This is a genomic window from Desulfosediminicola ganghwensis (assembly GCF_005116675.2).
Classification (GTDB): domain Bacteria; phylum Desulfobacterota; class Desulfobulbia; order Desulfobulbales; family Desulfocapsaceae; genus Desulfopila; species Desulfopila ganghwensis.
On the sequence record NZ_CP050699.1, the window covers coordinates 2,726,494 to 2,739,182 of the forward strand.

General features: G+C 48.6%; 13 protein-coding genes. 3 read left to right on the forward strand and 10 right to left on the reverse strand.

What is annotated here, in order from left to right; translation table 11 throughout:
• Nucleotides 1-28: 28 nt before the first annotated feature.
• Nucleotides 29-1,159: a glutamine-hydrolyzing carbamoyl-phosphate synthase small subunit gene (carA, locus tag FCL45_RS11600; RefSeq protein ID WP_136796802.1), complete on the reverse strand. Its 1,131-nt coding sequence runs from the start codon at nt 1,157-1,159 to the stop codon at nt 29-31.
• A gap of 400 nt (nt 1,160-1,559) precedes the next feature.
• Between carA and FCL45_RS11605 the strand changes: the two genes are divergently transcribed.
• Nucleotides 1,560-2,303: an SDR family oxidoreductase gene (locus tag FCL45_RS11605; protein ID WP_136796801.1), complete on the forward strand. Its 744-nt coding sequence runs from the start codon at nt 1,560-1,562 to the stop codon at nt 2,301-2,303.
• A 417-nt stretch (nt 2,304-2,720) separates the two neighbouring features.
• On the opposite strand, the gene FCL45_RS11610 is transcribed toward FCL45_RS11605, so the two are convergent.
• The 7 genes from FCL45_RS11610 to FCL45_RS11640 form a co-directional block, all read right to left on the reverse strand.
• Nucleotides 2,721-3,269: a hypothetical protein gene (locus FCL45_RS11610; protein ID WP_136796913.1), complete on the reverse strand. Its 549-nt coding sequence runs from the start codon at nt 3,267-3,269 to the stop codon at nt 2,721-2,723.
• Between the two features lie 103 nt (nt 3,270-3,372).
• Complete coding sequence (gene cmoB, locus FCL45_RS11615; RefSeq protein WP_228721482.1) at nt 3,373-4,347, reverse strand: tRNA 5-methoxyuridine(34)/uridine 5-oxyacetic acid(34) synthase CmoB; 975 nt, start codon at nt 4,345-4,347, stop codon at nt 3,373-3,375.
• Nucleotides 4,348-4,371: 24 nt separating this feature from the next.
• On the reverse strand, nt 4,372-5,109 hold the full coding sequence (gene cmoA / locus FCL45_RS11620; protein WP_136796799.1) for a carboxy-S-adenosyl-L-methionine synthase CmoA: 738 nt from the start codon (nt 5,107-5,109) through the stop codon (nt 4,372-4,374).
• Nucleotides 5,110-5,179: 70 nt separating this feature from the next.
• Nucleotides 5,180-5,551, reverse strand: a complete 372-nt coding sequence (locus FCL45_RS11625; protein ID WP_136796798.1) for a YdbL family probable chaperone protein — start codon at nt 5,549-5,551, stop codon at nt 5,180-5,182.
• Nucleotides 5,552-5,587: 36 nt separating this feature from the next.
• The gene (locus tag FCL45_RS11630; protein WP_136796797.1) at nt 5,588-5,785 is read right to left on the reverse strand and encodes a YnbE family lipoprotein; all 198 of its coding nucleotides are present in this window, start codon (nt 5,783-5,785) and stop codon (nt 5,588-5,590) included.
• The gene (locus FCL45_RS11635; RefSeq protein ID WP_136796796.1) at nt 5,785-8,244 is read right to left on the reverse strand and encodes an intermembrane phospholipid transport protein YdbH family protein; all 2,460 of its coding nucleotides are present in this window, start codon (nt 8,242-8,244) and stop codon (nt 5,785-5,787) included. The genes FCL45_RS11630 and FCL45_RS11635 overlap by 1 nt, the downstream gene beginning before the upstream one ends.
• A 258-nt stretch (nt 8,245-8,502) precedes the next feature.
• A complete protein-coding gene (locus FCL45_RS11640; RefSeq protein WP_136796795.1) occupies nt 8,503-8,763 on the reverse strand; it encodes a hypothetical protein in 261 nt (86 codons plus the stop codon).
• Between the two features lie 477 nt (nt 8,764-9,240).
• Here FCL45_RS11640 and FCL45_RS11645 point away from each other — a divergent pair, with 477 nt between their 5' ends.
• The gene (locus tag FCL45_RS11645; RefSeq protein ID WP_136796794.1) at nt 9,241-9,894 is read left to right on the forward strand and encodes a hypothetical protein; all 654 of its coding nucleotides are present in this window, start codon (nt 9,241-9,243) and stop codon (nt 9,892-9,894) included.
• 288 nt (nt 9,895-10,182) lie between these two features.
• On the forward strand, nt 10,183-11,103 hold the full coding sequence (locus tag FCL45_RS11650; RefSeq protein ID WP_136796793.1) for a biotin--[acetyl-CoA-carboxylase] ligase: 921 nt from the start codon (nt 10,183-10,185) through the stop codon (nt 11,101-11,103).
• Between the two features lie 100 nt (nt 11,104-11,203).
• Here FCL45_RS11650 and recO read toward each other — a convergent pair whose 3' ends face one another.
• Together recO and FCL45_RS11660 are read right to left on the reverse strand one after the other, a co-directional pair.
• Entirely contained in the window at nt 11,204-12,004 is an 801-nt protein-coding gene (gene recO, locus FCL45_RS11655; RefSeq protein ID WP_136796792.1) for a DNA repair protein RecO, read from the reverse strand.
• Nucleotides 12,005-12,031: 27 nt separating this feature from the next.
• Nucleotides 12,032-12,661: a helix-turn-helix domain-containing protein gene (locus FCL45_RS11660; RefSeq protein WP_136796791.1), complete on the reverse strand. Its 630-nt coding sequence runs from the start codon at nt 12,659-12,661 to the stop codon at nt 12,032-12,034.
• Nucleotides 12,662-12,689 lie beyond the last annotated feature (28 nt).

The window sequence follows — 12,689 nt, forward strand, 5'->3', positions numbered from 1 at the left end:
GTGCTTCGCGTACCGGTTTTCGAGGGTCCTATTTGTTGTCCCGCATCATGTCGACGAAACGGTCAAAGAGATAAAGAGAATCGTGTGGACCTGGGGCATGTTCCGGATGGTACTGAACTGAAAACGCAGGGTGCTTTTTGTGGCGCATACCCTCGCAGCTGTTGTCGTTGAGATTGATATGGGTAAGTTCAACCTCATCTGAATTGAGGCTGTCCATATCAACACAGAAGCCATGATTCTGGGCAGTAATTTCAACATGGCCGGTGGTCAGGTCTTTTACGGGCTGGTTACCGCCACGATGTCCGAATTTGAGCTTGAAGGTTGAACCTCCGTAGGCCAGGCTGAGCATCTGGTGGCCGAGGCAGATGCCAAAGATCGGTTTCTTGCCGAGCAGTGTTCTCAGGGTATCCACAACTCCTTCAACGCCTTCCGGGTCACCGGGGCCGTTGGAAAGGAAGATGCCGTCAGGAGCCATGTCGAGCACGGTCTGGGCGTCTGTGGTAGCCGGCACAACCTGAAGCTTGCAGCCACGCTCCGTCAGTTCTCTGAGCTGGTTGTATTTGAGGCCGAAATCGAAAGCCACAACTTTGAAAGGCTCATTGCTGGTGGTGCAGTCAGCGGTTTCAAAATTAGTGCCGGGTACAGGTTTGTTATCAGCCCAGCCATATGGCTCGGTACAACTCACACGCTTAACCATGTCCTGGCCAACGAGGCCGGACCATTCACCGGCTCGACGAATCAGTGATTCCGGGTCTAGATCTTCAGTGGATACGATGCACTTCATGGCACCGACAGTACGGATGTGCTTCACCAGGGCGCGGGTATCAAATCCATGTACGCCAAGTACATCGTGCTCTTTAAGGAAATCTGCGAGTGTTGCGGTGGATCGGAAGTTAGATGGAACCGGATTATACTCTTTCATCAGAAAGGCTTTAGGGTGAACCTTAGATGATTCCATATCTTCAGGGTTAACACCGTAATTGCCGATGAGGGGGTAGGTCATGGTGACCAGCTGGCCGGTATAGGAGGGATCAGTAAGAACTTCCTGATAGCCGCTCATAGAGGTGTTGAAGACAATCTCACCGATGGCTTCGCCAGCGCCGGTGAAGGATTGTCCCTCAAAGATTGTCCCGTCTTCCAGGGCGATGAGTACTTTCATTCTATAGTATCCTTTTTTTTCTGTACCTGTGCCGATGTGATAGTACCTTAAGGCATCTGCAGGATGAGTGAAGATGTGCTTGACCAATTAGCGCATTTGCTGCGGATCTGACACATTACCTGCGGTGCAGGCGTGGTTGTGCGGGTGGCTGGCAGCATGGGTGCATACTCACAGTACCCGATGCAGGTCTCAGGGCGCGCAGAAAAACTGTAATGTATAACCCGTTATGACAGATTTAGTCAAGAGTAAAGGCCGGTGCGTGTCATCGCCCAGCGATGCAATTACCATGGTCTATGCGGAAAATGGTAGCTAAACGCATATCTCGTCGGGTGCTTCACATTATTCATGCAAAGAGTTCAACAAACCAAATTAAGTTTAAGTTCAATTTGGGAGAAGGGAAATGGAAAAAACGCTTGCAGGAAAAGTGGCAATTGTAACGGGCGGTTCACGTGGCATAGGCAGGCAGATAGCATTGAAACTGGGCCGGATGGGCACCAACGTCAGTGTTAATTATGCACAGAGCAAAGGACAGGCTGAAGAGGTTGTGCAGGAACTCGCCCAGGAGGGTGTACAGGGTGTGGCCATACAGGCGGATATGAAGAAAGTGTCGCAGATCAGAGAACTCTTTCAATCTTCTGTCAAAGAATTCGGCAGGTTGGATATACTGATTAATAACGCCGGGATGTTGCTGAATACACCAGTTATCGAAATGGATGAGGAAAGCTATGAAGAATTGATGGATCTGAACCTGAAGAGTGTCTTTTTCGCCTGTCAGGAAGCTGCAAAAACCATGGCGGATGGTGGTCGTATAATAAACATCACATCCACCGTGACAAAAATGCTGCTTCCGACCTACGGTGCATATGCAGCAAGCAAGGGCGCAGTTGATCAGCTGACCCGGGTGCTGGCAAAGGAACTGGGGAACAGGCAGATCACAGTCAATTCTCTCTCCCCCGGGCCGGTCGATACCGAGCTGTTTCGGAAAGGCAAGAGCGAAGAGCAGATTGTGCAGATGGCAGCAATGTCAGCCCTTGGCAGAATCGGGACCCCAGGTGACATCGCGGACGCGGTGTCTCTCTTGGTCAGGGAGGAGGCTGGCTGGATATCAGGACAGCAGATATGCGCCAACGGCGGCATGGCCTAAAATTTTGCGGGCTGAAATGTCCGTGTGCCGCGTTATAGAAGGCTCGCGGTATGAAAGATACAGCTTCGCCCTCTATGCCTTGCCCACGAACATTTCAGCCCGCAAAATTCCCACAGCAGAAATGAGCTGAGCGGCGTAGAACTGTAGTTTAGAAGTTGGAAGTTGGAAGTTGGACGTTGGACGTAACTGCGGGTAGGTGGAAGGCCGGTTGTAAAATGATCGGCCTTTCGCTATTGAGTTAAATGTTTGACAAGGTGAAAGAAATAGTTCCAAGGGCGTTATTTTCTTGACACTAAACCCGCATTACCTCACTCTTATACGTCCCACGTCCCACGTCCCACACAATAAAAACAAAAAAAGCCGCAATCGAAAAATTCCGATTGCGGCTGAACAGACTATCTAGCTTTTTTTTAAAAACTATTCGCCAAACGAATCGGTGAAGAGTTTTTGAATTGCATCGCGTCCTGCATCGTTGAGGTAACGGGTACCTGAGCCGACAAAGGTATCATATTCGATCTTCGGGGTATCTTCTGCCCAGCCGTTGTCTTTCCAGCTGAACCACTGTTTCTTGGGTTGATCAAATACATGGAGCGGACGGTTGAACATCTTGGCAAGCTCAACAGCCCAGCCGGTACCGCCTTTAACTGAGCCATCGTCCTGAATTGATCCGATTACGAATACCTGATGACCGCTGTTGACCATATGGAATATGGTTTGCAGAACTTTGCGGATTTTTTCAGTTTCGTAGTAGGTGCGATTCAGCATTCTGGAGGCGAGTTCCATGCTGATATCGCCGCGCTCAAGTTCTTCCTGGCTGAGAATGGTAACGTTTCTGTCGCGGGCAAGTTTATGTCCTTCAAACGAGTAAATGACCTCGTTGACGCCATACTGCTCTGCTGTTTCACCAAAGGTCTCCTCAGCACCTTTCAGCCCACTGCTGTACAGTGTGCACTTGTCTTTAATCATCATAAGACTCCTTGTGTGACTCTGGGTTAATTATTGACGAGTGGGTCAATTTAAATACATGCTACCGGACAAAGGCAATATCGACGATAGTTTTCTTACTAAATTATACTTTTTTCATACCCTTGAGGAACACTCGCCAGGGGGCGGGATAGCCCTCGATCGTCAGATTCCGGTTAGCCGGATCAATGAAATCGGAGTAGGATTCGAATTCCATCCAATCGGTTTGCCGTTGTTCTTCACTGCTCATAGGGTGCGAGCACAATAGCTCAATGTCGACAAAACCGGCCTTTTGCATCCAGTTATAGATGCAACTACCGGTGGGGACAAAATATGTACCTGGGACCTTGGCGTAGGTCTTTTCTGGGAAAAGAGCGTAGGGTTCATCCCCGGGTATGGCCTGGGACTCGAGAAGCAGGCTGCCACCTGGCTTGAGCGAGGTGAGGATGTCGCGCAGGGTATCGATGGGGGATGGCCTGTGGTAGATAATTCCCATCAGGAATACCGCATCAAAACTGCCAGGGAATAAGTTCAGGTGCTCGACTCCCAGCAGGTCAATTGCCAGGTTGTCGGTCCCGGCCATGTTTTTCAGGGAATTAAAACAGTAGTAGTGTTGTACGGATGGTTCAAGACCGAGCACAAAGGCGGGTTGCAAATGGGCCATACGGAACATGTAATAGCCGTTATTGCAGCCTATATCCGCGATGACCTTGCCTTTCAGATCCGGCAATTTTTCTTCCAGCCTTTGCCACTTGCGTTCACTGCGCCACTCCGCATCCACGTCTATGCCAAAGATGGAAAAGGGGCCTTTGCGCCAGGGCATGAATTGCTTGAGTTGGTCCCGGATATGCTGCTGCTCCTCACCGGAGACTTCGTCGGCGGTGCCTATGGTGACAGTTCCCGAGCCAAAATCCGTGTGGGAGGCACTGTATTCGGAAAGGGCCAGATAAGGATTTCTGTACCTCAAAAAGCCTTTCTTCTGCTGATTGACCCAGCTTTGCCGCTCATTGTGGCAGGCAAGTATTTCCTTGTGCCGGACATCAGCCGGCAGCATTTCAAGAAGTTGTTCTATGTTCAGCATGAAATTCTATACGTTTGAGGCAGATCAGGAGGGCTTGACAGCTACAAAGGAGGCAAAATTAAACCACTGGAAATAGGTCTCCACCGTACTGAAACCCACGTGCTTCAGCATGTCTTTATTCTCCTCAGGAGAGAAGGGGATCAGTACATTTTCCAGGGCTTCCCGCTTCCTTGATATCTCTAACTCCGAGTACCCTTTTGATTTTTTGTAATTATGGTAAATATCGATGTATTCGCGATTCAACCTTCTGTCATGGGAGATGATCTTTTCACTCAGTAAAAGTACTCCACCGGGGCGTAGCGACTCAAAAAGGGTACGCAGGAAGGCTTCCCGTTTCAAGGGGCGAATAAATTGCAACGTGTAGTTCAGTATAAATGCCCCGGCATCCTGATGCTGCATTTTGGTGATGTCTTCCTTGAAAAAGCTGAGCTGGTCCTGCTTGGAGTACAGCTCAGCTTTGAGTCGTGCTTTTTCAAGCATGGCCTCGGAGCTGTCAATACCGACGAAATTCAATCCCTTTTCTTCAAGCTGGCGGCTGAATTCCAGCAAGGTGGTGCCGGTGGAGCAACCAAGGTCGTAGACCGTATCGCCGCTGTGCAAAAAGACATCGAGTAAGCGGGCTGATGAGTGTATGACCTCCTGGTAGAACGGTATTGAACGATCGAGCATATCGTCAAAGACTTCGACGACCCTTTCATTAAAGACAAAATCTTCCTGAACGGTATCGACCTTAAATAACTTGTCGCGGGATGGTTTACTCATTGTCTGCCAACCTGTGCTGCCTGTAACAATATATTGAAATACAAATCAATTCGTTCGTATCTTTCGACTGCTATTTTTTATACCACTTACCGCTGCCATCCTGGAACCAGTGACCGGCCTGGCCGATTTCAGCGATACGTTTTGCCCGGCGTTCGCCAACAAGTGTGGCGGACACGCCTTCTTTTTTGGATATTGCTGCGTAAACTTTGCTGCGATCCTGATTTTCAGCGTTGACGGTGGCCTGCTCTGGCTTGTTACCGCTACGATACTCGAGCAGTCCCTTATTATTTTCGCCTATGGTGCCCTGATCTTTCAAGGCGGTTATAGTCGGAAGGCGGGAGGCCATTCGATCTTTGATCGAAGCTGCAAGCACAGTAGTACTGCCGATAGCGAGAGCGAAAAGTATAAGCAGAATAGGGAGAAATGTGAATTTTTTGCGCATGATAATCCTCAACGTGTGTCTGATTGGTGTTATCTGTTACTCCGCCTGCAAGTCGTCGAGATCGGAGAAGAAGTCATCCAGTGCCCGGTCAACTTTGACGTTGACATCAATGGTGATATGAATGGGTTTAATTTCTACGGGTTTCACTTCCACTTCATGCCTGGTGCAGGATACTGCTAAAAGCAGTGTTGCCGCTAGACAACCTTTGAGGAGAGTGGTAGAGATGCTGTTCATTACATGTTCTCCATGATTTTTTGAAGATTCTGGCCGTACTTGAGCATCTGGGCAAAAGGCAGATGAAAATTTACGTCCAGCCGTATTGGATGCTGTATCCCGGCCCCTTCCATTTTCACCAGTTGCCCTTTTTTATACCCGTATGGGAGAGGATTGGCAGGCTTGCCGTCGATTTGCATGGCTATCAGCAGGTCTTCGCCTTTGGTGTTAAAAGTTAGCTTGGTCCAGTTGTAGGAAAAATTTTCCATGGACTGGAGAGAATAATCAAGATAGGCGGATTGCCCCATGTCTCCCATTCCCTGACGCAGCATTGACGTGTTGCTGAGCCTCACTATACCACTATCGCCTGGCGTGGAAAACAGAAAACCATCGTCGAAAATAATCTCTTTTTCTGAGTAATATATGGGGAGTCGGCCGTTGAGGGAACCATTGCCGCCTGCCTCGGATATACCCAGTTGCCCGAGCAGTTCCGAGAATTGCAGTCGGTCGCAGTAGAGTACCGTCGAAATTTCAGGATCGTTGATGGAAAAACGGAGGCTGCCGCTTTCCACCTTGCCGCTGCACCAGGTAAAGCGGCTCTTCTCGATAAAGATGGTCTGGGAATCCTCGAGATGAAAGGTTATCAGGCCATTGGTGAGTTTGATATTGCCGGCCTCCAGGTTATTTATGCGGAGCTGCTGGCTGGGGCTGCTGGCGAAATTGGCAAAGCCTGGAAAGGTCAGTTCACTGTTTATGCCGCTGAGTTTGAGTTTGTCGTCCCCCGTGGTGACTTCGCCATCTTTGATCTGTAGCTGCAGATTCCAATTTGTTTGTCTCGGCACGACCTCAATCTTGGCCTGTGCAGCAAGTTTACCTTCAAATTCGAGCCCTTCAGGGAGAGGGATAAAAGAGGGGAGGCTGTCAGTATTGACTGATTGTTCCTCGAGCTTGAGACTGGCCTGAATGTCAAAGGTCGGAGAGATGGTTGCCTCAAAATTGAGATTGAGAGGGTTGGCTAAAAGGGATGTTACAGAGCCACTGAGCCGAATGGATTGCCCTCTCTGTGCCACATTGGCATGAAGCCTGGCCATGCGCTCATCTCTGTACAACAGGGAACCGATACTGATAGTACCGGGCGTCAGCGCCCTCTCGGCAATGCCATTTACCCCGGTGAGCGAATACGATATCGCTGCCTGGACGTCGCTGCCTTTTAGCTCCAGCTCCGGGATCGTGAAAGAACTGAGTTTAAAACTGTTTTCCAGATGAATTTTTCCCCTATCAAGAACTATCTCGGAAATGAGTCGGTACTTCCCCAGTTCGAGGTGCTTTTTCGCCTGTTGTCCAGCAAAAGCAATTCGCTGATAATCTCCGGATAAGGTTATGCCACCAGAATAATTTTTGCCGTCAGGGCCGAGTGTCATGCTGAGCGAGATCGGCTGCTCAAACATGTCTGAAGTGATCTCGCCCTGGCCTGTGAGTTGAACTTCGGCCGGAACCATTATCCCCGAGAGTGCAAGATTGGCCGGCAGGGGTGAGAGTGCCGAAAGGTTGGTAATTGTATAGTGTAGCTGTTCGGAGTTACCTGCAAGATCAAACTGGAGGGGCTTTGCATCAGAGAGGAGGGTGATATCGCCATCTGCGAGTAAAAAATCTGAAACCTGCAGCTGTGCTTCTATATTTTCAAGTGAGCTTGAGCTGGTGTGAAATTCTGCCGAACCATTCAGATAGCCGGAGCCGCGCAACCTTAAACTCTCTTCCCTTGCCCCAAAATCAGCCGCCATGGAAGCGAGCTGCCCAAGGTCCTTCAGCTCAATGGAAAAGTCCAGGGAATGGATATCCTGATTGATATCTATCGAGGCAGATGCCGAACCGGTTACGTTGCCTTGTGATTGCAAATTGATAGTGATCTTGTCGAGAACAGTTTTCTGTTCCGTCGCAATGAAAGATGGTTTGATGTGACCATCAATAACCACAAGCTGTCCGGGGCGGTCCTGTTGGTCAAAGAATATCTGGCAATTACGAACGTCAATTGTGGAGATGGTGAATGGAAGAATGGTTGATAAATCAAAGGCAGCATTTTCAGCAGGAACCTTGTCGTGAGCGGTATCGATCGAAAAACCTTGTAAGCTGAGTTTACCATTCTCGGTACCCAGGTGGAGCAGGGCGCCATCGATGAGGATGGATTCGATCGTACCCTTAACAGCCTTAAGAGGATTGAAAGTAATTTCGAAGCGCGATACCGAAAGGGATTGCCTGCTCTTATCGCCTAAAGCGAGGTTGCCGGTAAGCGATGTGGGGGATAACGATTGGATATGAACGCTGAGCTGGTTAAAACCATGTTTTTGGAGTACTGACGGAATAATATAGGTGTTCAGCAAGAAAGGCAGCGAGCAAAAGAGCAACCAACTGATAAGCAGTAGCCCAATTGGCACGGTTGCTAAGGCTTTATAAAACTTCCGGGAAGAATAGAATCGGCTCATGGCGATTGTAAGTGAGTAAAGAGTAAATTATACGGGATAAAAGAAGATGCTCCGAAACGTCATCGCTCTATCATGTTCGGCGGTGAGAACGAGGTTCAGTCCGCAATCAGCATCATGGTACTTAAAGAAACTGAAAACACAAGCACGGTCTTACCACATGCCTTCTGAATTATGAAAAAATGGAGCGATGGTTCGAGCAGGCGGGCAGCACTCTTTCAGCTAAACCACGGAAAAAAGCTGGAAACCTGAAAGGGTAATTTAAATCATGATATCAATTATTAAGTCTATAACAGAGTGCAACGTACCCAGGCCAAAGTTGTCGGGTAAACCGAGGTCGTGTATTGTGAAATCGAAAGTTTCATTTGCAGGCAGTTGCAGAGCTTCGCTCAGATGAGATGCATTGATGATGGTAAAGTGTGGAATTTTTTTGCTCTCGAAGGTAAATCGCAATAATTCTGCATCACATGAAGAATTCCAGTTAACGTTCAGCTGCCCGCCCCTTTTTTCAAGTTCAGCCAATATATGATCAAAATATCATTTTTTTCCTCTGTTGAGAGGTTGGGCTGAATCCGGTGCAATAAATTTTCAAGACCATGGCAAATCCTTTTTTCCTGACCGGCAATACGCTGATTTCTTAATGTATTTGCAGTTGTTTGACCCCCTGTGGCACACGTGGCTTGTGCATGGAAAACAGTGCAGTTTCGGGATGAAAGAGGAGATTTTTATTCTTGCCATGGTGGCATGAACTCTGTATAAACTCTATGCTTTATACGTGTTAATAAAAATCCGGTTCGGAAAGTAATCCCCTATATCACCAGTGTTATCTTTATATTGGGTGCCTGTAAGGGGGGGAGCCAAATGGAGCATTGAAATACCAGCAGTGTAGGGCTGCTTAGGGCTAAGGATTGTCTGCAGACGTTGCCAATCAGGCGACAGTGTGTATATTCCTTCAAACATTCATTGTTCTACAAACGAGAGAGAAAACAGGTTGTTACTATGTCAAACGAAATAGATTTTGACCATATTATAGGTAAATACAAGTCAGATCCATATGATTACGTCGACGTGCATGCCGTTCATACCGGACGAGTGCAGTTCAAGGTGGTTGAAGAGGATGAGGTGAATGCCGCAACAGGCGAGTGGCAGCAGATTCCCGGTTCTTCACTTTATGAGATTAACCGCGAGCGTAACCCTAAAATCGTCACTGCCCAGACCAATGGTACCGTGATGAATATCCGCACAGAGCTGGATGGTCAGTTTGTTGAAGCAGGTGAGAAGTTGATGACTATCAGGCACCCGCTCAAGAAAAAAGAGATCATTGAGTCAATCTTGAAAGATGTTCTCTACCTCTTCCCGGCTCCTGAGACTGCCAAGTATTTCTTTGCTATGGATATTCAATCGCGCATTGAGAAGAAGGGTGCGAGATCAGTCACCATTGAAAATGGCGACGAGATTATTACCATGTCTCTTATGAAGCGTGACACACCGGTTTATTATAAAGGAGAGCGGGGAGTTATCCATTCTGTATATTTTAAGCAAGGCGTCTCTGTTCCCCAGGGTGAGCCGTTGATTGGTGTTTGTGCTCCCGATAAGTTACCGCTCATCCAGAAGATCATCACCAGGGTCAAAGCTGACTGGGATTCTGAATAAACACTCCTGCGCGGGAGTGTTTTCCCGTGCGTTCTGTTACCTCCAACTCCCATTATTTTGGGGGGGTGAGGTGCTGTTGTTTAATATTTCATCAGCGGATTGCTTGTCATCCAACGCAGAGTTAAACATTTCGTATCTGACTCTGTGTTGGCTGGACCTTATATGAACATTGCAGAAATTTGCCTGTCCCATGCAATAGTCTGAAAAGGCACTATCCCCAACACAATTGCTAAAACGACCTGGAATCCATGAAAAATCGGATTCGTCGATTTTGGCGAGACATTCATCATGGCCCATAACCAACCCACCCCAGAACTGCTTGCCGAAGCTTTTGCGAAAGAACTTTCCTTAAGGGAAAAACGCTGTCCAGACATCGATTCTGCTGCAGTGTTGCGCTATGGACAATTTGTCGGCTCCACCATTGACTGCCATGAGAGCTTGCCCCGGGCCATGGACCATGCCCGCGCCCACGTACATGAGGTAGAATCTCAGGGCGGTTCAGTCGCCAACGGCAGAGTGATTCTTGCGGATACCATGAGCCGGTCGAAGGGGAGATTTACCCGAGCCTGGCATGCCCCGGCAGGAGGAGTTTGGGGTTGCATGCTCCATGCGAGCACTCTGCTGGATATTTCAAAACGCTTTGTGCCGCTTGCCGTGGGAGTCGCCTGCTGTGAGGCAATTCGTGAATTTGGCGGTGGCGGGGCAAATCTTCGCTGGGTCAACGATGTGTTGTTCGGCCAAAGAAAAGTAGCTGGGTTTCTGGTTGAAGGGCATACAGGCGCCTGCTATGGCGAAGAGTATCATCTGGTGGGTTTTGGGATAAACATCAATAACAATTCGTTCCCGGAAGAGCTTTCCCCCATTGCAACCAGTCTGGCAAAAGAGCTTGGGCGAGAGTTTGATCTAACCGATTTTACTACTACCTTTCTTGCTAAGCTGGCCTGGAATTTCGGTCTTATCTATTACGAAGAGGCGCAGGAGATGGCCGGCGAGACATACTCAGGCGTTGAAGGTACTCATCGTTTGTTGGAGAGCTGGCTGTCGCTTTCAAGCACAATAGGTAAGCGGGTTGTGTTTGGTTTTGATGTAATGACCAGCCCGCAGTATGAGGCGACCGTCATTGGTGTTGACGACGGTGGTGGTCTGCAGTTGCAGTTTGATGATGGTGCCATGAAGACCGAATATAGCGGCGAGATTCGTTACATCTGACCACCAGGGTTTACAGGGTATAGCCCTTACCTGAATGACTCATCTGCCATGCCGGGCCCCCGGCACATTTGCGCAACATAATGCTTTTTAAAAATTTGGCCTAAGTCCAGTTCGGGCGTTGAGGCTTGATAGTCTGGCGCAGCATCTTCCATGAGATTATATCCCGTTGCAGGATGTGTTTCCCGAAACGGTGCAGGACGTTGAGGGCCTCGTAAAGGCTTTTGTCCTGTACTTTTAAACGGTGCAGTTTGTCCAGGGAAGTATCCTGGCAGAGTTGCAGTGTTTTTATGGTGCCGGTGGACAGGGGAATGGCGGAGCTGAAACCACTGCCCTTACAGGATGTGCATATCAGGCCGCCATGGGCGGTGTTGAAACCAAATGAGGATGAGCTGTCTGCCTGTCCATCGTTTCCACAATGAAAACATTGGGAAAAATCTGGTCTGTAACCGATGTAATCATAAAATCTCAAGAGAAAGAGCATCACGATCTGCAGGTGTGAAAGCCTGGGCCGGGGAAGGCTCAAGTGGTGCAGTGACCAGACGAGCAGTGTGAAGATTCGTTCATCTTCTTCACCTTCCCTGGTGGCGAGGAGGCAAAACTCACGAAGCACTGAAGCTGCAGTATAAGGAATGATATGAGATCGGAGCGGCAGGAAGGCGGAATGAAGTTCGGCCTCTTCCAGAATGGCAAGCGAACGCGTGTTACGCTGTTTCAGTCGCACATGAATAAATGTGAACAGCTCGAGCTTGTTGACGAATCTGCGCTTACTTTTTTTTGCACCTTTGGCGATTGCGGAACTTCTTCCCCCATGTCGGCAGTAGAGGGTGACAATCAAGTCAGACTCTCCATGATCAAGGGTATCAAGTATGATGCCTTCAGATTCCCGATTGATGGGGGACATTGATCAGAAGAGTCGTTTCAGGAGTTATTAACAAAGGCGGGAGTTGCTGTTGATAGAGAAATATTCTCCTCCCACCTGAAAATAGCCGGTCGAGTTGTCGTTTTTCTGCTGAGTGACATCGTTATTCCGGTCACCGTCATTATTACCCTCTTCAGACTCGGGAAAAGCTTCTGTTGTTTCGGTGGACTGCATGCCACGAAGTTTTTCGCTGATAAAAGTAGCCGGATTTATATTGAAATGCCAACATATGCCTGCACCGATCACGATCAGCAAGAGCAGGGCAAGCCCGATGGTTGAAAGCGGCGAAACCCCTGAAGGTTCAGCCATATTACCAAGCTGTTTCTGGGCTTTCCTGGCCGGAGGGTTGTGGATATCCTGATTTTTGCCAGGTGAGGCGGAGCCTCGTTCGGCAATGAACCTGGCGATAGTTTCATTCGGGTCCAGCCCCAGTACTTTCGCATAAATATTGTAAAAACCTTTCGCGAAAGCATCGGCCGGCAGAGCTGCATAATCGTCTGACTCCATTGCTCTAAGGTTTGAACGCGAGATTTTGGTTTCAGTACAGATCCTGTCAAAATCATACCCTTGATTTTTGCGGGTATTGCGGAGAAACTGGCCTAAAGATTCGTCTACAGTATTAAGTGATTCGTTGGTCATTTAAGCTATTCCTGTTGTACTTTCGAAT